The 19778-nt window shown below is 60.2% G+C and carries 17 protein-coding genes; 10 read left to right on the top strand and 7 right to left on the bottom strand.

Annotated features, from left to right (window positions below; all coding sequences use genetic code 11):
• Positions 1-22 precede the first annotated feature (22 nt).
• The 5 genes from ACI77I_RS08615 to ACI77I_RS08595 all read left to right on the top strand — a co-directional run bounded on the left by ACI77I_RS08615 (position 23) and on the right by ACI77I_RS08595 (position 5474).
• Positions 23-664, top strand: a complete 642-nt coding sequence (locus ACI77I_RS08615; RefSeq protein ID WP_094949434.1) for a YfgM family protein — start codon at positions 23-25, stop codon at positions 662-664.
• Complete coding sequence (bamB, locus tag ACI77I_RS08610; RefSeq protein WP_094949435.1) at positions 657-1808, top strand: outer membrane protein assembly factor BamB; 1152 nt, start codon at positions 657-659, stop codon at positions 1806-1808. Before ACI77I_RS08615 ends, bamB begins: the two co-directional genes overlap by 8 nt.
• Positions 1809-1942: 134 nt before the next feature.
• Positions 1943-3412, top strand: a complete 1470-nt coding sequence (gene der, locus ACI77I_RS08605) for a ribosome biogenesis GTPase Der (RefSeq protein WP_094949436.1) — start codon at positions 1943-1945, stop codon at positions 3410-3412.
• Positions 3413-3546: 134 nt separating this feature from the next.
• Positions 3547-4695, top strand: a complete 1149-nt coding sequence (locus ACI77I_RS08600) for a pyridoxal phosphate-dependent aminotransferase (protein WP_242152392.1) — start codon at positions 3547-3549, stop codon at positions 4693-4695.
• The gene (locus ACI77I_RS08595; protein WP_094949438.1) at positions 4683-5474 is read left to right on the top strand and encodes an amidohydrolase; all 792 of its coding nucleotides are present in this window, start codon (positions 4683-4685) and stop codon (positions 5472-5474) included. Before ACI77I_RS08600 ends, ACI77I_RS08595 begins: the two co-directional genes overlap by 13 nt.
• 179 nt (positions 5475-5653) lie before the next feature.
• Here ACI77I_RS08595 and leuA read toward each other — a convergent pair whose 3' ends face one another.
• The 4 genes from leuA to ACI77I_RS08575 all read right to left on the bottom strand — a co-directional run bounded on the left by leuA (position 5654) and on the right by ACI77I_RS08575 (position 10863).
• Positions 5654-7333 (bottom strand): 2-isopropylmalate synthase, encoded by a 1680-nt coding sequence (gene leuA / locus ACI77I_RS08590; RefSeq protein ID WP_083356880.1) that lies wholly within the window; start codon positions 7331-7333, stop codon positions 5654-5656.
• 424 nt (positions 7334-7757) lie between these two features.
• A complete protein-coding gene (locus tag ACI77I_RS08585; protein ID WP_406997321.1) occupies positions 7758-8579 on the bottom strand; it encodes a peptidoglycan DD-metalloendopeptidase family protein in 822 nt (273 codons plus the stop codon).
• Between the two features lie 3 nt (positions 8580-8582).
• Positions 8583-9962 carry an exodeoxyribonuclease VII large subunit gene (gene xseA / locus ACI77I_RS08580; protein ID WP_094949441.1) on the bottom strand — a complete coding sequence of 460 codons (1380 nt, stop codon included), beginning with the start codon at positions 9960-9962 and terminating at the stop codon, positions 8583-8585.
• Positions 9963-9972: 10 nt separating this feature from the next.
• The gene (locus ACI77I_RS08575) at positions 9973-10863 is read right to left on the bottom strand and encodes a LysR family transcriptional regulator (protein ID WP_406997320.1); all 891 of its coding nucleotides are present in this window, start codon (positions 10861-10863) and stop codon (positions 9973-9975) included.
• 99 nt (positions 10864-10962) lie between these two features.
• On the opposite strand from ACI77I_RS08575, the gene ACI77I_RS08570 reads away from it, so the two are divergent.
• The 4 genes from ACI77I_RS08570 to guaA all read left to right on the top strand — a co-directional run bounded on the left by ACI77I_RS08570 (position 10963) and on the right by guaA (position 15825).
• On the top strand, positions 10963-11730 hold the full coding sequence (locus tag ACI77I_RS08570; protein ID WP_242152388.1) for a sulfite exporter TauE/SafE family protein: 768 nt from the start codon (positions 10963-10965) through the stop codon (positions 11728-11730).
• Between the two features lie 144 nt (positions 11731-11874).
• A complete protein-coding gene (locus ACI77I_RS08565; RefSeq protein ID WP_015885727.1) occupies positions 11875-12423 on the top strand; it encodes a hypothetical protein in 549 nt (182 codons plus the stop codon).
• Between the two features lie 272 nt (positions 12424-12695).
• Entirely contained in the window at positions 12696-14165 is a 1470-nt protein-coding gene (guaB, locus tag ACI77I_RS08560; RefSeq protein WP_094949444.1) for an IMP dehydrogenase, read from the top strand.
• Between the two features lie 82 nt (positions 14166-14247).
• On the top strand, positions 14248-15825 hold the full coding sequence (gene guaA / locus ACI77I_RS08555) for a glutamine-hydrolyzing GMP synthase (RefSeq protein WP_094949445.1): 1578 nt from the start codon (positions 14248-14250) through the stop codon (positions 15823-15825).
• A 182-nt stretch (positions 15826-16007) separates the two neighbouring features.
• Here the strand turns inward: guaA and ACI77I_RS08550 are convergent, their stop codons facing one another.
• From ACI77I_RS08550 to treR, 3 genes are all read right to left on the bottom strand, one after another.
• Positions 16008-16319 (bottom strand): hypothetical protein, encoded by a 312-nt coding sequence (locus ACI77I_RS08550; RefSeq protein WP_094949460.1) that lies wholly within the window; start codon positions 16317-16319, stop codon positions 16008-16010.
• 204 nt (positions 16320-16523) lie between these two features.
• A complete protein-coding gene (locus ACI77I_RS08545) occupies positions 16524-17318 on the bottom strand; it encodes an APH(3')-II family aminoglycoside O-phosphotransferase (RefSeq protein WP_406997333.1) in 795 nt (264 codons plus the stop codon).
• Positions 17315-18019, bottom strand: a complete 705-nt coding sequence (gene treR, locus ACI77I_RS08540) for a trehalose operon repressor (RefSeq protein ID WP_406997319.1) — start codon at positions 18017-18019, stop codon at positions 17315-17317. Before treR ends, ACI77I_RS08545 begins: the two co-directional genes overlap by 4 nt.
• Before the next feature lie 253 nt (positions 18020-18272).
• On the opposite strand from treR, the gene treP reads away from it, so the two are divergent.
• Positions 18273-19715 carry a PTS system trehalose-specific EIIBC component gene (treP, locus tag ACI77I_RS08535; protein WP_406997318.1) on the top strand — a complete coding sequence of 481 codons (1443 nt, stop codon included), beginning with the start codon at positions 18273-18275 and terminating at the stop codon, positions 19713-19715.
• Positions 19716-19778 lie beyond the last annotated feature (63 nt).

Here is a 19778-nt window from a genome sequence, read left to right as displayed (position 1 = left end):
TTAGCGATTAAGGAGTATTGGGGTGTCGAGTACTGATGATGAGCAGCTGGCCGAGTTCAAGGACTGGTGGCAGCGTAACGGCAAGCCCCTGGTTACCGGCGGCCTGCTGGCTTTAGTGGTGGTGTTCGGCTGGCAAGCCTGGACAAAGTATCAGGCCAACCAGTCCCAAGGCGCCTCGATCCTCTATCAACAATTGCTGGAAACCACGCTGACGCCGGACGGCAAGCCTGATCCTGGCCAAGTGGCAGACTTGGCCGGCAAGCTGAAAGCCGAATTCGGCGGTAGCACCTACGCCCAGTACGGCAGCCTGTTCGTCGCAAAAGTTGCGGTCGACACCGGCAAGCTGGATGACGCAGCCACCGAGCTGAAGGCCATCGCCGACAAGCCGACCAACCCGACCCTGGGTGAAATCGCGCGTCAGCGCCTGGCGCAGGTATTGGCGGCACAGAACAAGGCTGACGAAGCACTCAAATTGCTCGACGGCGATGCTGACAAGGCATTTGTGGCCACTCGTGAAGAGCTCAAGGGCGACCTGTTGGTCCAATTGGGTCGTACCGACGAAGCCCATGCTGCGTACCAAAAAGCCAAGGCGGCGCTGTCTGATGAAGCGGCGGTCGGTGGCTTACAAATCAAGCTGGACGACTTGGCCAAAGGGGATGCGTGACGTGATCCGTTGGAAACATGCAGCATTGCTGGCTCTGGCCATTCTGGCCGCGGGTTGCAGCAGCAACAGTAAAAAAGAACTGCCTCCTGCCGAGCTGACCAGCTTCAAGGAAGAAGTGGTCCTGCAGAAGCAGTGGAGCCGCTCCGTCGGTGATGGCCAGGGCGACCTGTACAACCTGTTGCAGCCGGCAATCGACGGCGACAACATCGTGGCCACTGACTCCACGGGCGTGATCATTGCCATGGATCGCATGAATGGCGACGTGAAGTGGAAGAAAGACCTCGAGCTGCCGGTTTCCGGTGGCGTGGGTGTCGGCTACGGCATGGTGCTGATCGGTACGCTTAAAGGCGACGTGGTTGCTCTGGACTCGGCGACGGGCGAAGAGAAATGGCGCGCTCGCGTGACCAGTGAAGTGCTCTCGGCGCCTGCCACCAACGGCGATATCGTCGTGGTGCAGACCCAGGATGACCGTGTGATTGGCTTGGATGCCTCCACCGGCAACCAGCGCTGGCTGTATGACAGCACCCCTGCGGTGTTGACCCTGCGCGGTACCAGTGGTCCGATTGTGACCAACAACCTGGCCGTCGCAGGCCTGTCGACCGGTAAAGTGGTCGCCCTGGATACTCAGAACGGCGTGCCGGCCTGGGAAACCCGTGTGGCCATCCCTCAAGGTCGTTCCGAGCTGGACCGCGTTGTGGACATCGACGGCGGCTTGCTGCTGTCGGGCGAAACCATTTACGTGGCCACTTACCAGGGCCGCGTTGCGGCGCTGGACCTGCAAAGCGGCCGCATCAACTGGCAGCGTGATGCTTCCAGCTATGCTGGTGTCGCCCAAGGGTTTGGCAGCGTCTACGTAAGCCTGGCGTCCGGCACCGTTGAAAGTGTGGACGAGCGTTCTACCACCGCACTGTGGAGCAACGACTCCCTGGCCCGCCGTCAACTGTCGGCACCGGAAGTGTTCTCCAGCTACGTAGCGGTAGGTGACTTCGAAGGTTACCTGCATCTGCTGAGCCAGGTGGACGGTCGTTTTGTCGGCCGCGAGCGTATCGACAGCGACGGCCTGCGTGCCCGTCCGCTGGTTGTGGGTAACATGCTTTATGTGTTTGGCAACAGCGGCAAGCTGCAAGCCCTGACCATCAAGTAAGAACTATGCTTGGGGTAACACCCAGGCGGCCCCGCTTCGGCGGGGCATGCGGCATTTGAATATGCTGCCCCGAGCACCAGCCGCTGCCTTGCAGCGGCTTTTGTATTTTCTGAAATAACGAAGTGGAGAGCCGCATGGTTCCCGTAATCGCCCTGGTGGGCCGACCTAACGTCGGCAAGTCCACCTTGTTCAACCGCCTGACCAGGACTCGCGACGCCATCGTCGGCGACTTGTCCGGTCTGACCCGTGATCGCCAATACGGTGAGGCAAAGTGGCAAGGGCGCTCCTACATTATTGTCGACACCGGTGGTATCTCCGGTGACGAGCATGGCATGGACGAAAAGATGGCCGAGCAGTCGCTGCTCGCTATCGAAGAAGCCGATGTCGTGTTGTTCCTGGTGGACGCCCGCGCGGGCTACACCGCTGCCGACCAAATGATTGGCGAGCACCTGCGCAAGCGCAACAAGCGTTCCTATCTGGTCGCCAACAAGATCGACAACATCGATCCTGAGGCCGCCCGTGCCGAATTCAGCCCGATGGGCCTGGGCGACGCGATTCCGGTCGCCGGTGCTCACGGTCGCGGCATCACCCAGATGCTGGAAATCGCCCTGCGCGACTTCCCTAAGGATGACGCCGAGGAAGAAGAGGGCAGCGAGGAGATCGTCGCCGAAGGTGAGGAAGCCAAGCGCATTCCTGGCCCGAGCGAAAAAGACGGTATCAAGATCGCGATCATCGGCCGCCCTAACGTCGGCAAGTCGACGCTGGTTAACCGCATGCTCGGCGAAGACCGGGTAATCGTGTATGACGAACCCGGCACCACCCGCGACAGCATCTACATCCCGTTCGAGCGTAACGACGAGAAGTACACGCTGATCGACACCGCCGGTGTGCGCAAGCGCGGCAAGATCCACGAGGAAGTTGAAAAGTTCTCGGTGGTCAAAACCCTGCAAGCGATCAAAGACGCCAACGTGGTGATCTTCGTGATGGACGCCCGCGAAGGCGTGGTAGACCACGACCTCAACTTGCTGGGCTTTGCCCTGGAAGCCGGTCGCGCCTTGGTCATCGCGATCAACAAGTGGGACGGCATGACGCCGAGCGAGCGCGATTTCGTCAAGATCGAGCTGCAGCGCCGCCTGTTCTTTGTTGAGTTCGCCGATATTCACTTTATCTCGGCCCTGCACGGCACCGGCGTGGGTAACCTCTACGCCTCCGTACAAAACTCGTTCAAGTCCGCAGTTACCCGCTGGCCGACCAACCGTCTGACCCAGATCCTGGAAGACGCAGTTGGCGAGCACGCGCCGCCGATGGTTAACAACCGCCGCATCAAACTGCGTTACGCCCACTTGGGTGGTGCCAATCCGCCGATTATCGTGATTCACGGTAACCAGATCGAGAAGGTGCCGAAATCCTATGTGCGTTACCTGGAAAACACCTACCGCCGTGTCTTGAAACTGGTCGGTACGCCGATCCGTATCGAGTTCAAAGGTGGCGAGAACCCATACGAAGGCAACAAGAACACCTTGACTGACCGTCAGGTGAACAAGAAGCGTCGTTTGATGACTCACCACAAGAAGGCCGACAAGAAGCGCCGCGACAAGAAATAAACGCCGCTTCAGGTCGTAAGCTGCACGCTGCAAGAGAGGGCTCCTTTGGAGCCCTTTTTTGTGCGCGATGGTTTGTGCCTTGACCCCACGCAGCCGGCAGCTTAAAACTTGAGGCTCACCTGCAGGGGCCTCCGATGATCACCAGCAAGCTGCCGAATGTCGGCACGACCATTTTCACCACCATGTCGCAACTCGCTGCCGAGACCGGCGCACTCAACCTGTCCCAAGGTTTTCCCGATTTCAATGGCCCTAAAGCATTACTCGATGCGGTCGGTAAGCACGTCGCCAGCGGGCATAACCAGTATTCACCGATGACCGGCCTGCCGGCCCTGCGTCAGCAAGTGGCCGCCAAGATCGCCCGTAGCTATGGCGCGACAGTCAACCCCGACAGCGAAGTGACCATCACTCCCGGCGCCACCGCCGCGATTTTCTGCGCGATTCAAGCGGTGATTCGCAACGGCGATGAAGTCATCGTGTTCGACCCCAGCTACGACAGCTATGAGCCCTCGGTCGAACTGGCCGGTGGCCGCTGCGTGCATGTACAACTGAGCCTGCAAGGCTTCGCCTTGGACTTCGAAAGGATCAAGGCCGCGTTGTCACCGCGCACGCGCATGATCATCCTCAACACCCCGCACAACCCGACCGGCGCACTGATCAGTCGCGCCGAACTGGACCAGTTGGCCGAACTGATCCGCGACCGCGATATCTATCTGGTCAGCGATGAAGTCTACGAACACTTGGTGTTCGATGGCGTACCCCATGTCAGCGTGCTGGCCCACGAAGAGCTGTATCAGCGTGCGTTCGTGGTCAGCTCCTTCGGCAAGACCTATCACGTCACCGGCTGGAAAACCGGCTACGTGGTCGCGCCCGCCGCTCTGACCGCTGAACTGCGCAAGGTGCATCAATATGTCAACTTCTGCGGCGTGACCCCTTTGCAGTACGCTTTGGCGGACTTCATGGCCGAACACCCGGAACACGTCGAAGAACTGCCGGCCTTCTACCAGGCCAAGCGCGACCTGTTCTGCGACCTGCTGGCGCCGTCGCGTTTCAGCTTTACCCGGGTGACCGGTACTTACTTTCAACTGGTGGATTACTCACAGATTCGCCCGGACCTGGATGACGTCGCCATGTCACTGTGGATGACCCGCGAGCACGGCGTGGCGACGATTCCGGTCTCGGTGTTCTACCAGCACCCACCCCAAGGCCAGCGCCTGGTGCGCCTGTGCTTTGCCAAACGCGAGGAAACGCTGCAACAAGCAGCTGAGAAACTATGCGTGATCTGAGTGCATTACCCGACCTGAATATCGCCCTGGTCCAGACCAGCCTGGTGTGGCATGACCGTCAGGCCAACTTCGAGCATTTCGAGTTGCTGCTGGAACAAGCCCAAGGCGCCGACCTGATCGTATTGCCGGAAATGTTCACCACCGGCTTCTCGATGGAGTCGGCCACGCTCGCCGAGCGCGAAAATGGCCCCACCCATGAGTGGCTCCTGGCCCAGGCGGCCAAATACAACGCGGTGATCACCGGCAGCGTGATCATCCAAGCCGCCGACGGCAGCCACCGCAACCGCCTGCTCTGGGCGCGGCCGGATGGCGAGGTGCTGCATTACGACAAGCGCCACCTGTTCCGTATGGCCGGCGAGCACGACCACTACACGCCGGGCGAGCGTCAGGTGCAGTTCGAGTTGAAGGGCTGGCGTATTCGGCCGTTGATTTGCTACGACCTGCGCTTCCCGGTGTGGAGCCGTGATGCGCAGGACACGGACTTGCTGCTGTACACCGCCAACTGGCCGGGTGCACGGCGCCAGCACTGGAATCGGTTATTGCCAGCACGAGCCATCGAAAATCTGTGCTACGTGGCGGCGGTGAACCGGGTGGGTACCGATGGCAAAGGCTTTGCCTACACCGGAGACAGCCAAGTGCTGGATTTCCAGGGTGAGACCTTGTTGAGTGCGGGGGAGGCGGATGGGGTGTTTCAGGTATGCCTGGAAGCGGCCGAGCTGGCGGCGTATCGCACCAAGTTTCCGGCGAACCTGGATGCCGATAGGTTTCAGTTTGTCTGATACACCGCTATCGCGGGCAAGCCCGCCCGCCACAAAAGCTCGGTTGCTTCAGATTTTGTGTCCACTGGCGGTTGTGTAGATGCCGCGATGAGGCCCTTACAAACCAAACAAATCTGCAACCCAACAAAAAAGGCCCCTGAGTTCTCACCCAGGGGCCTTTTGCATTTCAGCGTACCGGCTTACGCCGCTTTCGCTTCCTGCTGACTCAACGAACGGTTCAGCGCACTGAACAGCGCCTTGAAGCTCGCTGTGGTGATGTTTTCATCAATGCCCACGCCATGCACTGGGCGCTCGCCGTTCACACGCAGTTCAATGTAGGCCGCCGCCTTGGCGTTGGTGCCTGCACCGATGGCATGTTCGTTGTAGTCCATGATCTCCACGCCAATCGGCAGGCCAGCCACCAGCGCTTCCAGGGCGCCGTTGCCTTTGCCTTTCCAGTGCAGGTTGGTTTCGCCCTGGCCCTTGCCCGAGACTTCCACCTCGACAAAGCTGTTGCCGTTCTCTTCCTGCAGGCGATGGCTGACCAGCGCATACGGGGTGTTGGCTTGCAGGTATTCACGCTGCAGCAAAGCGTAGATCTGCGGTGCGGTCATCTCAAGACCCACGCGGTCGGTTTCAGCCTGCACCACTTGGCTGAACTCGATCTGCATGCGACGCGGCAAGCTGATGTCGTATTCCTGCTCCAGCAGGTAGGCGATGCCGCCTTTGCCCGACTGGCTATTCACACGAATCACCGCCTCGTAGCTGCGGCCAATGTCGGCCGGGTCGATCGGCAAATACGGTACTTCCCACAGTGCGTCGGCTTTCTGCTGGGTGAAACCTTTGCGGATCGCGTCCTGGTGGGAACCGGAGAACGCGGTGTGCACCAAGTCGCCGACGTACGGGTGACGTGGGTGCACCTGGATCTGGTTGCACTCCTCGACGACTTTGCGCACGCCGTCGATGTCGGAAAAGTCCAGCTGCGGATCGAGGCCCTGGGTGTACATGTTCAGTGCCACAGTGACCAGGTCGACGTTACCGGTGCGCTCGCCGTTGCCGAACAGGCAGCCTTCGACACGGTCGGCGCCGGCCATCAGGCCCAGCTCGGTGGCGGCCACGCCAGTGCCACGGTCGTTGTGGGTGTGCAGGCTGATGATAACGCTGTCACGGCGGTTGATATGGCGACCGAACCACTCGATCTGGTCGGCATAGATGTTCGGTGTGGCGCATTCAACGGTGGCTGGCAAGTTGAGGATCATCTTGTGCTCAGGTGTTGGGTTCCACACCTCGATCACCGCGTCACACACTTCCTTGGCGAACTCCAGCTCAGTGGCGCTGAAGGTCTCCGGGGAATATTCGAAGGTCCACTGGGTTTCCGGCTGCTGGGCGGCGTATTTGACGAACAGCTTGGCCGCGTTGACGGCGATGGCCTTGATGCCGTCCTTGTCCTGGTTGAACACAATGCGGCGGAACGACGGCGAGGTGGCGTTGTACAAATGCACGATGGCTTTCTTGGCGCCGCGCAGGGATTCGAAGGTACGGGCGATCAAGTCTTCACGGCCCTGGGTCAGCACCTGGATGGTGGTGTCCTCGGGGATGTGATTGTCTTCGATCAAGGTACGCACGAAGTCGAAGTCGGTTTGCGAAGCGGCCGGGAACGAGGCTTCGATTTCCTTCACGCCCACCGCAACCAGGGTCTTCCAGAAACGCAGTTTTTTCGCGGCGTCCATCGGCTCGATCAGCGACTGGTTGCCATCACGCAGGTCGGAGCTGCACCAGATCGGCGCTTCGGTGATGGTTTTCGACGGCCAGGTGCGGTCCGGGATATCGATGGTCGGGAACGCGCGGTACTTCGAAGACGGGTCTTTGAGCATGCTCATCGGGAAATCCTTTGTTGTAGGGGCCGAGAAAAGGCGGCCTGCCGTGTAACTATTTTTGGGGATGAAGCGTGGGACGAGGCAGATCGATTCAGCCTGGCAGTCGTGCGCTGACGAGGCACAGGCTGCGGTGCTGGCGGAGCTGAATGAGGGTGTGAGAGGTTTTCATAAGCTCAACCCTAACCGCAGGGGTGAAAGATGGCAAGCAGTCGCTAAAAATTGAGAGAAGTTCTTGCTTTGAGTGAGTGGGCGAGATTTTGTAGCTGTATTAGTGGCTAATGACATTTTTATTTGCGCAGGCTAAACGAGGCGCGCAATTGCGGTGACAGGCTCACGCTATCGCGGGCAAGCCCGCTCCCACATTGGAATGCATTCAACTGTGGGAGCGGGCTTGCCCGCGATGAAGCTTGCGGCCCCACCGATCATCTCAGGGCTGGAAGGCGCCGATAAAAATCGCTGGGTCCACTCGTGCATCGTTGAGGCTGATGTTCCAGTGCATGTGCGGCCCGGTCGCACGGCCTGTCGAGCCGACCTTGCCCACCACCGCACCGCGTGCCAGTTGATCGCCCACCTTCACGTCGATCTTCGACATGTGGCAGAACATGCTGATAAAGCCTTGGCCGTGGTCGACGAACACGGTGTTGCCGTTGAAGAAGTAGTTGCTGGTCAGGATCACTTTACCTCCCGCCGGGGTTTTGATCGGCGTGCCGGCGCCGACAGCGAAGTCCAGGCCAGAATGCGGGTTGCGCTCCTCGCCGTTAAAGAACCGGCGCACACCAAACTTGCTCGACAGCGGCCCATTGACGGGTTTATCCAGCAGCAAGTTGCTTGGCGTGTTCGGGCTGAAACTGCGGTAAGCCTTGAGCTGCACGGCCAACTCGCCCTCGATGCGTTTGAGCTGCGCCGGGTCTGGGTTCACCTGGCTTTTGTTCTTCAACGTGATGTGCTGCTCGGGGTACTTCTTGAAGCCCACCACAAACGGCAGGTTTTGCCCGCCACTGGCGATGCGTTGGGTGCCGGGTTTAACCGCAAGCGGAATCCCGACGATCGCCAGCCAGTTGTTCTGTTCCTTGACCACCAATACCGGTCGGTTCTGGTAGGTCGCTTTCGGCGCCGTTGCCGAAGCACCCAGGTCGACCACTGCAACGCCACCGGGCACCGGCTTGTTCAGCAGCCGAGTGATGTAGCTGTCGGCGTGGGCATTGACGGTGAGGCACAACAGCATCAGCAGGCTAAATAGACGAGGCATCAATCAATCCAATAACGAAAGGGTGACGGGTGTCAGGTGGTTGTCTTCCACCCGCACCTGCAATTGGCCTTCACCGAGGCGCGCGGTCAGGCGCTGGCCGGTGTGGGTTTGCGCGGCATTGCGAATCGCCTGGCCGCGGTCGTCCAGCAAAATGCTGTAGCCACGGCCGAGGGTCGCCAGTGGGCTGACCACTTGCAGCGTCTGCACCTGGCTTTGCAGTTGCAGGCGCCGCGCCTTGAGACCTTCGCGCATGGCACGCGGCAGGCGTTCGGCGAGGCTGTCCAGGCGTTGGCGCAGCAGGGCCAGTTGGCGGCCCGGGTGTTGGCCGGCGAGGCGGGTTTCCAGGCGAATCAGGCGTTCGCGGCGGGTATTGAGACTGCGCTCGAAGGCGCGGCGCATGCGCATGTCCAGGTCATCCAGGCGCTGGGCCTGCTGGCGCAGCCGTTCGCCAGGGTGGCGCAGGCGGCGGGCCATGCCTTCCAGGCGCAGACGGTCGTGGCTCAACCGATTGCGCATCAACAGGACTAAGCGGCGATGCAGGCTTTCGACCTGGCGCACCAGATTGCTGGCGTCCGGCGCGAGCAATTCCGCGGCGGCCGAGGGCGTCGGTGCGCGCACGTCTGCGACAAAGTCCGTGATCGACACATCGGTCTCATGGCCGACGGCGCTGACGATGGGCGTAACGCAAGCATCCACCGCGCGGGCCACGGCTTCTTCGTTGAAGCACCACAGGTCTTCTAACGAGCCGCCGCCACGGGCCAGGATCAACGCGTCGAAGCCGCGCGCGTCGGCCAGTTTCAGTGCGCGCACAATCTGCGGGATCGCTTCGCGGCCTTGCACGGCGGTGGGGATCAACGTCAATTGCACCTGCGGCGCACGGCGGCGGAACACGCTGATGATGTCGCGGATCACCGCGCCGGTAGGCGAACTGATAATGCCGATCTTCTGCGGGTGCGCCGGCAGCGGCACCTTGCGTTCGGCACTGAACAGGCCTTCAGCGCTGAGCTTTTCCTTCAAGGCATCGAAGGCCAGGCGCAGCGCACCATCACCGGCAGGCTCCACGGTGTCGAGGATCAACTGGTAGTCGCCCCGGCCCTCGAACAGCGAGACCTTGCCGCGCACCTTCACCGCCAGGCCATCTTTCAACGCCTGGCGCACCCTGGCGGCATTGTTGCGAAACAACGCGCAACGTACCTGGGCGCCGCTGTCCTTGAGGGTGAAATACACGTGGCCGGAGGCCGGGCGGGCGAGGTTGGAGATCTCGCCTTCGACCCAGATATTGGTGAACACGTCTTCCAGCAACACCCGCGCGCGGCCGTTGAGCTGGCTGACAGTCAGGACTTCGCGGTCCAGGCCCAGACGGGCAAAAGGATCTTTAATCATGGGCGGCAGTTTATAGGCATTCGTGCAAGGTTTGGCAGAATTGCTCGACCAGCGCGCTCGGCGTCTGCGCGCAGGCCAGGGCCACGGTGCTGAGGCTGTCCGGGTCGGCCAGGGGTAAAAAGTGCAGGTTGGCGGGGGCGATGTCCTGCATGGATTTTGGTAACAAGGCAATACCGAAGCCGGCCTGGATCAGTTGCAACTGCGTGGTTTTGCGCGACATCACCCGTGCCGCCTTAGGGAAAAACCCTGCGCGCATGCACAACTCGGCTGACAGATAACTCAGGCCGCCGCGTTGGGGATGGGGGATCGAGATAAACGCTTCGTCCTTGAGTTGCGCCAATGCCACCGGCGTAGTGCTGCGCGCCAGCGCGTGATCAGGCGGCACCGCCAGCAACAGTTGTTCGCTGTATAAAGGCACCACTCGCACGCCTTCGCGCTGGCGCAACACCGGCAGGCGCAACAGCCCGACTTCGAGGCGCCCGTCGGCGATTTCCTCCAACTGCGCTTCGGAGGAAAGTTGGACGATGTCCATCGACACGCCAGGGCAGCGCTCCAGCCAGTTGCTGATGCCTTGCAGCAAGGGGCCGCTCATCGGCACGGTGCTCGAATGGCTCAGGCGCAGCGTGCCCAACTGACCGTTGCCCACCTGTGTGGCCATTTCGCTGGCCTTGAGCAACTCGCCCAACAGGTTGCGCGCCCGTGGGTAGAAGGCTTCACCAGCCGCCGTCAGCCGTGGTTGGCGCGCGGTGCGTTCGAACAGCGGGGTTTGCAGCTGGGTTTCCAGCTCTTTGATCTGTCGGCTCAAGGCCGATTGCGCCACAAACAGACGTTCGGCGGCGGCGCTGAAGCTGCCACTGTCGGCGATTTCGACGAAGTAGCGCAGTTGGCGAGTGGAGATCACGCGTCATGCCTTTTCGAGATAGGTGGAGGGCTTTGAAGATATTAGTCGCAACACTCGACGATGGCTAAAGTGGGGGCCAACTCTTTCAAGGAGGTGCCCATGAACCCGGTTGAGCTGATGAGCCAGTGGTCGTTTGGCGGCGTTGATTGGCTGGTGATCGGCGTCGGCATTGTCGTCGCCTATATCGTGTTCGGTATCGCAGGCTTTGGTACGGCGCTGGTCGCCGGGCCGATCCTGATTGTGTTTATGCCGTTGTCGAAAATCATCCCGCTGCTGGTGCTGCTGGATTTCGTCGCGGCCTTTGGCAACCTGCTGCAATCACGGCGGGACGTGAACACGCCGGAGCTGCTGCGATTGCTGCCGTGCATGGCAATCGGTTGCACACTCGGTGTGATCTTCTTGCTCAACCTGCATTCGGACCTGTTGCTGCTATTGATGGGGCTGTTTATCAGCGCCTATGCGATTTACAGCCTGGCGGTGAAAGCCCGGCCGACGCAGCTGGCGGCCGGCTGGTCGATTCCCATGGGCACCGTGGGCGGGTTGTTTGGTGCGTTGTTTGGCAGTGGCGGCTTTTTATATGCGATCTACCTGAACAGTCGTTTGCCCAAGGACGCGGCGCGGGCCACGCAAAGCGCGTTGATCAGTTGCAGCACGGTGGTGCGCTTGAGCTTGTTCCTGATTGCCGGGGTGTACGCTGATTTGCCGCTGTTGATGTTGGCGCTGTGCCTGTTACCGGCGATGGCCTTGGGGCTGTGGTGCGGGCGCAGGCTGACGATGCGCATGACGCGTGAAGCCTTTGTGCGGTTGGTGACGTGGTTGGTGTTGGCCAGCGGTATTGCGTTGATCGCCCGTTACTTGAGTACTTGACCTGTGGGTGTCAGGGATTAAGCTGCCGAGCTCTAGGGCCTCATCGCGGGCAAGCTCGGCTCCCACAGTTGATCGCATTCCAATGTGGGAGCCGGGCTTGCCCGCGATGAGGCCAGAAGCCACACCGCAGGACTCCCAGGCCTCATGAACTCCCAAAGCATCCTTGTCCCGAAAATCTCCACCTTGCCCGTCCACGAACCCCGCGCCCGGGCGATCGTGCGTTGGCTGGTGCGCAAGAACATCATCAAGGAAGAGCTGACCACGTGCGGGCGCACCGGCAACCGCATGGCCTACGCCCTGGCCGATGGCGCCCGCGCGGTGGTGCTGCACCCCGAAGCGCTGCCGTTCAACGAGCCGATCAATGGCCTGGAGATCATCTACAAGCGCTGCATCTACACGCCGGCCAAAGGCTTTCTCGAAGAAGCCGGCTGCCCGGAATGCCTTAAAGAGGTCGGCGAGGCGCTGTTCGAAAGCCTGGAAGACTGGATGCCCGGCCACACCGACAACTTCACCTGCCCGCTGTGTGGGCATGAAGATGACATCAACGGGTTTCTATTTCTGCAGGAATGCGGGTTTTCCAACCTGGGGTTCATCTTCAACAACTGGGCGGAGGCGGGCTTCAAGCAGAGCTTTATCGATGAATTCGCCGACTGGCTGGACCAGAAGATGAGTTGGGTCAAAGTCGAGCTCTAACCCGATCGTCGCGCTCGTACTGATTCTGATCGTTCCCGCGCTCCTGCGTGGGAATGCATCCCGTGACGCTGTGCGTCACCATTGCGCAGGGTTCTAACCTTACGCTGACCCCGGACGCGGAGCGTCCAAGGAGGCGTTCCTTTGCTGCGCGTGGGGACGATCAGATTACCCTTCTATCAGTATTACCAAGTTTGTCAGAGTTTTACATTGAGCCTGACAGGGTGCATGTATATAATGGCGCGCTTCCATTTTCCCGCTCGGGAGCCCCCGCGATGCTGCGTATCAGCCAAGAAGCTCTGACATTCGACGACATTCTCCTAGTGCCCGGTTATTCCGAGGTGCTTCCTAACGAAGTCAGTCTCAAGACCCGCCTAACCCGTGGCATCGAGCTGAATATTCCCCTGGTTTCTGCTGCCATGGACACCGTCACCGAAGCCCGTTTGGCAATTGCCATGGCTCAGGAAGGCGGCATCGGCATCATCCACAAGAACATGACCATCGAGCAGCAAGCTGCCGAAGTGCGCAAGGTCAAGCGTTACGAAGCCGGTGTGGTGAAAGATCCAATCACCATCGAAGCCGACGCCACCGTGCGCGACCTGTTCGAACTGACCAGCCTGCACAATATCTCCGGCGTTCCGGTACTGCACGATGGCGACTTGGTCGGCATCGTCACTTCCCGTGACGTGCGTTTCGAGAACCGTCTTGAAGTCACCGTCCGCGAAGTGATGACGCCTAAAGAGCGCCTCGTCACTGTCCGCGAAGGTGCTGACAAGGACGACGCTCGTGAGTTGCTGCACAAGCACCGCATCGAACGCGTGCTGATCGTCGACGACAAATTCGCCCTCAAAGGCATGATGACCGTCAACGACATCGAAAAAGCCAAAGCCTACCCGCTGGCCAGCAAGGATGACCAAGGTCGTCTGCGCGTTGGCGCCGCTGTGGGTACCGGTAAAGACACCGGTGACCGCGTTGCGGCCCTGGTTGCTGCCGGTGTTGACGTGGTGGTGGTCGACACCGCCCACGGTCACTCCAAAGGCGTGATCGAGCGCGTTCGCTGGGTCAAACAGAACTTCCCTGACGTCCAGGTGATCGGCGGCAACATTGCCACCGGCGCAGCCGCCAAGGCCCTGGCCGAAGCCGGCGCCGATGCGGTCAAGGTCGGTATCGGCCCTGGCTCGATCTGCACCACGCGCATCGTCGCCGGTGTGGGCGTGCCGCAAATCAGCGCCATCGCCAACGTCGCCGCTGCCCTTGAAGGCACGGGCGTACCGTTGATCGCCGACGGCGGCATCCGTTTCTCCGGTGACCTGTCCAAGGCCATCGTAGCCGGTGCTTCCTGCGTGATGATGGGCTCGATGTTCGCCGGTACTGAAGAAGCGCCGGGCGAGATCGAACTGTTCCAGGGCCGTTCGTACAAGGCTTACCGTGGCATGGGTTCGCTGGGCGCCATGTCCCAGGCGCAAGGCTCCTCCGATCGTTACTTCCAGGACTCCTCGGCAGGCGCCGAGAAGCTCGTACCGGAAGGCATCGAAGGCCGTGTGCCGTACAAAGGCACCCTGAGCGCGATCATCCATCAACTGATGGGCGGCCTGCGTTCCTCGATGGGTTACACCGGCAGCGCCGACATCGAAGAAATGCGCACCAAGCCAGAGTTCGTGCGGATCACCGGCGCTGGCATGGCTGAGTCCCATGTCCACGACGTGCAGATCACCAAGGAAGCGCCAAACTACCGCGTAGGTTGAGGCTTCCAGCAAAACGTTAAGTAACCGGGGCTGTTTTATTCAGCCCCGAGTTGTTTCTGATTCATTAGACGAGACTGACTTCATGGCCCTCGACATTCACGCCCACCGCATCCTGATCCTCGACTTCGGTTCCCAGTACACCCAGCTGATCGCCCGCCGCGTGCGTGAAATCGGCGTGTACTGCGAACTGCATCCGTTCGACATGGATGACGAAGCGATCCGCGAATTCGCACCTAAAGGCGTCATCCTCGCCGGTGGCCCTGAGTCCGTGCACGAAGCCAACAGCCCGCGCTGCCCGCAAGCCGTATTTGACCTGGGCGTGCCCGTCTTCGGTATCTGCTACGGCATGCAGACCATGGCCGAGCAACTGGGCGGCAAGGTTGAAGGTTCCGAACTGCGTGAATTCGGTTACGCCCGTGTCGACGTAGTCGGCAAGAGCCGCCTGCTGGACGGCATCGAAGACCACATCGACGCCGACGGCCTGTTCGGCCTCGACGTGTGGATGAGCCACGGTGACAAGGTCACCAAGATGCCGGAAGACTTCCACATCCTGGCCAGCACCCCGAGCTGCCCGATCGCCGGCATGTTCAACGACGAGCGCGGCTACTACGGCGTGCAGTTCCACCCGGAAGTGACCCACACCAAGCAAGGCGGGCGCATCCTGTCGCGCTTCATCCTCGACATCTGCCAGTGCGAAGCGCTGTGGACCCCGTCGAAAATCGCTGAAGACGCCATCGCCAATGTGCGTGCCCAAGTCGGCACCGACAACGTGCTGCTCGGCCTGTCCGGCGGCGTTGACTCCTCCGTGGTTGCCGCGCTGCTGCACAAAGCCATCGGCGACCAACTGACCTGCGTCTTCGTCGACAACGGCCTGCTGCGCCTGCACGAAGGCGAGCAAGTGATGGCCATGTTCGCCGAGAACATGGGCGTCAAGGTGATCCGCGCCAACGCTGAAGATCAGTTCTTGAACAACCTGGCCGGCGAGTCCGACCCAGAGAAGAAGCGCAAGATCATCGGCCGCACCTTCATCGACGTATTTGATGCCCAGGCCAAACACCTGGACAACATCAAGTACCTCGCCCAGGGCACCATCTACCCCGACGTGATCGAGTCGGCCGGCGCCAAGAGCGGCAAGGCCCACGTGATCAAGTCCCACCACAACGTGGGTGGCCTGCCTGAGGAAATGAACCTCAAGCTGGTAGAACCGCTGCGTGAACTGTTCAAGGACGAAGTCCGCCGTCTGGGCCTGGAACTCGGCCTGCCGTACGACATGGTCTACCGCCACCCATTCCCAGGCCCGGGCCTGGGCGTGCGTATCCTGGGTGAAGTGAAGAAGGAATACGCCGACCTGCTGCGTCGTGCCGACCACATCTTCATCGAAGAACTGCGCAAGGCCGACTGGTACCACAAAGTCAGCCAGGCGTTCGTGGTGTTCCAGCCGGTGAAATCGGTTGGCGTTGTAGGCGATGGCCGTCGTTACGCCTGGGTTGTGGCCCTGCGTGCGGTGGAAACCATCGACTTCATGACCGCGCGTTGGGCGCACCTGCCGTATGAGCTGCTGGAAACTGTCAGCGGCCGTATCATCAATGAGATCGAAGGTATTTCGCGCGTTACTTATGACGTGTCGAGCAAGCCGCCGGCGACGATTGAGTGGGAATGATGGGACGTCCGGCATTGCCCGGCACTATCTAGCAAGAAATGCCCTGGAGCCCGCGTAATTGCGGGCTTTTGGCTTTTTGGGGCTCCCCTGGCTCGCCGATGCTGGCGGTCGAGAAGGCGCAACTGCCCAGCGCTGCTACCGCCGACATCCCTGCGGTGCCAGATGGCTCAATCCCTAATGGATTACCGGCGGCCTTCGCACACCGGTGATTCTCCGATGCGGCCTTCCTTGCACAGGTCAATGTTATCTGTGCGCTTGAAGCCGGAGTCTTTCATGCAATAAAACTGCGTGAGTACCTGGTCGATCGGCGTTCTGTCCCCCGTCCCTGTGAGGTTGGTATAGCCGCATGCGGTCATAGCGTTCTTGACGCCCTTTTCAGACACCCCGGCCTTCTTCCAATTGGTAAATTCCGGAGGCGGCGGTTGAAAGCCCCTTCCCGTGCAGCCAACCAGTAATACAGCGCAAAAACTCAGCAACAGGCTTCTCGTGCACATGGCGTTATTCTTCATATTTTGACTCGGATAAGTATGAGATACCGTGGGGTGAATCTTTCCAGAAAGGCTTGCGAGCGGCTCCATCATCGTCATGGCCGTTGAGCATTGTTTTATCGCTGTCCAGCATGACCGCGCAGCGAGACCATGAAGCCATAACAACCCCCGGCCATGTGCTGGGGCTTTGCATTTTGGGCTCCACGCATTTCAGAAAAACTCATCCAGCAAGCAGTAAAACCTCATGCGCTGCTCATCAGGCTCAACACCATAACGCTCGAAAAATGGCTTCACCCATTCCGGTCCAAGGTTACGTTCGATGCTGCGCGCCGCCAGCGCCAAGTCTTGATAACGGTCGCTGACGCCCAGGCGCCCGCAGTCGATAAAGCCGCTGAAACGGCCGCCTTGCACCATGAAATTTGGCAGGCAGGCGTCACCGTGGGCCACCACCAGATCATGGGTGTTTGGCTGAGTCGACAAGAGTTCGGCGAGCACATCTTCGGCGCTGCGTCCGAGGCGTTCGTCGTCGAAATCCGCCGCATCGACCAGCCCGGCACTGAGGTGCTGCCGAGCGAGCGCGATGCGCTGGTCAAGGGTGTGATCGAAGGGGCATTGCGCAATAGGTATCTGGTGCAAGGTACCCAGAGCTGTCGCCAAAATGTCGACAATTTGGGCGGCTGACAGCGTGTTCGCGCTGGCCAGATCCTGCCCTGGGACGGCGGTCATCAGCAGCCAGTGGTGATGGTTTTCTGTGAGCGCATCGAGCACGACGGGCGCAGGCAAATTAACCTGCTGGAGCCACCGAAGGCGTTCGATTTCGTGCGCAAGTTCGCCGAATTCGCCCACAGGCTCAGCCTTCAGGAACAGGTCTGCTCCACCGTCCTGGCGCAGCCGAAACACGTCCGCCCGCGATTCGCCGATGGCTTGTTGCTCAATCAGCGCCTGCGGGAACTGTTCGCGCCACTTGCTGGGGATATTCACGGTGTTTGCCCTTTTTCGCCTCAGCGCCGCGCGATGTCCGAAAAGTAAAACTTATCCAACGTATGCCGTGATTCGGTGTACTCGAACTGCCGCCCATCCTGCAAAAACGTCTGGTTGCTCACCACGATCACATGGCTTTGGCCATCGAGGTCCAGGTGTGCCTGGTCGTCTTTGCTGCGCGGCAGGGCTTCGATGGTACGTTGGGCGAAGCTGATGTGCAGCTGCAGCGTTTGCTCGATAAACGCGTAGATCGACTGCTCGGCGATGTCGTGGTCAAGGCCTGGGATCAGCTCGGCGACGAAGTGGTTGATGTCGAGGATCACCCGTTTGCCGCCGATGCGCCGTACCCGTTTGATGCGGGTGATCAGGGTGCCGGGTTCGGCTTCGATGTGTTGCAGCAGCGAGCCTTCAAGCGGGAATTGGCTGAAATCGACGACTTCAGTGCGTACGTCATCGCCCAGGTCGGCATGGGTTTCGTGGAAGCTAACGATGCCGCCCAACTGGAACTCGATGGGGTTGGGCGACAACACAAAGGTGCCCTTGCCGTGGATTTTTTGCGCAAACCCACGTTCCTGCAACTGCTCGATCGCACGACGCACGGTGCCACGGCTGGCTTGGTAGGCATCCATCAGTTCGGTTTCGGAGGGAAGGCGCGTGCCGCGTTGCAGGCGTTCGGTGGTGATGCTGGCAAGCAGATCCGTATAGATCTGGTTGTATTTGCTCATGGTTTGGCTCTATGCCCGACTTGATGAAGGTGGACTGCGCAGTTCAAGGCAGGAACCTTAGTGGCAGAGGTGAAGTTTGTCCATTGGACCCGCATGGAAGAAAGGGAAATATCTGACTCAAAATTCAGAAATATAAACAATTTGTTACTCGTACAGACGAGTTGTTGATTTAACTCGTACAGACGAGTACTTTTGGCCTCGGCGTGCTGCCAATGACTGCCCCCAAATAAAAAAATTAAAGTGGAAACCAAGCATGAGCCACGACTATTCGATTATTGCCCACCAGATTCTCGAGAACCTCGGGGGCCGCGACAACCTTGAGCAAGCAGCCCACTGCGTGACCCGCCTGCGACTGGCGCTCAAGGACCCGAGTCTGGTCAACAGCAGCGCGTTGAACCAGGTCGACCTGGTCAAGGGCTCGTTCTTCACTGGCGGCCTGTTCCAGGTAGTGATCGGCCCTGGCGAGGTGGAAAAGGTCTACGCCGCCCTGCGCGAACAGACCGGCCTTGCCGCCGCCACCATCGCTGACGTGAAGAAGAAGGGCGCCGACAAGACCAACGCCATGCAGCGTCTGGTGCGCGTATTTTCCGATGTGTTCATGCCGATTCTGCCTGCGCTGATCATCGCCGGCCTGCTGATGGGCATTAACAACCTGATGGGCGCCCAGGGCATGTTCATCGAGGGCAAGACGCTGCTGGAGGCGTACCCGAACCTGGATGGCCTGTGGAGCCTGATCAACCTGATGGCCAACACCTCGTTCGTGTTCCTGCCGGCGCTGGTGGGCTGGTCGGCGGCCAAGCGGTTTGGCGGCAGTGAAATCCTCGGCATCGTGCTCGGCCTGATGCTGGTACACCCCGACCTGCTCAATGCCTGGAACTACGGCAAGGCGGTGGCCGGCCTCGACGGCCAGAGCCTGCCGTACTTCGATATTTTCGGCTGGTTCAAGATTGAAAAAGTCGGTTATCAGGGGCAGATCCTGCCGATCCTGATGGCGGCGTATGTGATGAGCGTCATCGAAAAATGGCTGCGGGCCCGCGTGCCTAACGCGATTCAACTGCTGGTGGTGCCGATCACCACCATCGTCGTGACCGGCGTGCTGGCACTGGCGATCATCGGCCCGGTCACTCGTCACCTGGGCATCCTGATTACCGAAGGCGTGGTCACCTTGTTTGACCTGGCACCCATGGTCGGCGGTGCGATTTTCGGCCTGCTGTACGCGCCGCTGGTGATCACCGGCATGCACCATATGTTCCTCGCTGTGGACCTGCAGCTCATCTCTACCCAGGGCGGCACCTTTATCTGGCCGATGATCGTCATGTCCAACTTGGCCCAGGGCAGCGCCGCACTTGGCGTGTTCTACATGACCCGCAATGCGCGGGACAAAAGCATGGCCTCGACCTCGGCGATTTCTGCCTACTTCGGCATCACTGAGCCGGCGATGTTTGGCGTGAACCTGCGCTTCAAATTTCCGTTCTACGCCGCCCTGTTGGGGTCGGCACTGGGCAGCATTTTCCTGTCGCTGAACAAGGTGACCGCCTCGGCCATCGGCGTGGGTGGCTTGCCGGCGTTTATCTCAATCCTTCCGCAGTACATCCCGGTTTTTGTCATCGGGATGGTCATCGCGATTGTGGTGCCGTTTGTTCTGACCTGTGCGTTAAGCATGAAAATTGTGCGGCCGGGGTATCGCGTCGCCTGACCGACCGCTTTCGCGAGCAAGCCCGCTCCCACATTTGATCGCATTCCAAGCTGAAGGAGTCTC

It is taken from the genome of Pseudomonas sp. D47 (assembly GCF_045447305.1).
Taxonomy (GTDB): domain Bacteria; phylum Pseudomonadota; class Gammaproteobacteria; order Pseudomonadales; family Pseudomonadaceae; genus Aquipseudomonas.
This window is presented reverse-complemented; position numbering and strand designations above follow the sequence as displayed.

Coding starts and splice junctions, on each gene's coding strand:
- bamB (WP_094949435.1), top strand. CDS start 657: ATGCGTGACGTGATCCGTTGGAAACATGCAGCATTGCTGGCTCTGGCC.
- der (WP_094949436.1), top strand. CDS start 1,943: ATGGTTCCCGTAATCGCCCTGGTGGGCCGACCTAACGTCGGCAAGTCC.
- ACI77I_RS08600 (WP_242152392.1), top strand. CDS start 3,547: ATGATCACCAGCAAGCTGCCGAATGTCGGCACGACCATTTTCACCACC.
- ACI77I_RS08595 (WP_094949438.1), top strand. CDS start 4,683: ATGCGTGATCTGAGTGCATTACCCGACCTGAATATCGCCCTGGTCCAG.
- leuA (WP_083356880.1), bottom strand. CDS start 7,333: ATGAGCATGCTCAAAGACCCGTCTTCGAAGTACCGCGCGTTCCCGACC.
- ACI77I_RS08585 (WP_406997321.1), bottom strand. CDS start 8,579: ATGCCTCGTCTATTTAGCCTGCTGATGCTGTTGTGCCTCACCGTCAAT.
- xseA (WP_094949441.1), bottom strand. CDS start 9,962: ATGATTAAAGATCCTTTTGCCCGTCTGGGCCTGGACCGCGAAGTCCTG.
- ACI77I_RS08570 (WP_242152388.1), top strand. CDS start 10,963: ATGAACCCGGTTGAGCTGATGAGCCAGTGGTCGTTTGGCGGCGTTGAT.
- ACI77I_RS08565 (WP_015885727.1), top strand. CDS start 11,875: ATGAACTCCCAAAGCATCCTTGTCCCGAAAATCTCCACCTTGCCCGTC.
- guaB (WP_094949444.1), top strand. CDS start 12,696: ATGCTGCGTATCAGCCAAGAAGCTCTGACATTCGACGACATTCTCCTA.
- guaA (WP_094949445.1), top strand. CDS start 14,248: ATGGCCCTCGACATTCACGCCCACCGCATCCTGATCCTCGACTTCGGT.
- ACI77I_RS08550 (WP_094949460.1), bottom strand. CDS start 16,319: ATGTGCACGAGAAGCCTGTTGCTGAGTTTTTGCGCTGTATTACTGGTT.
- treR (WP_406997319.1), bottom strand. CDS start 18,019: ATGAGCAAATACAACCAGATCTATACGGATCTGCTTGCCAGCATCACC.
- treP (WP_406997318.1), top strand. CDS start 18,273: ATGAGCCACGACTATTCGATTATTGCCCACCAGATTCTCGAGAACCTC.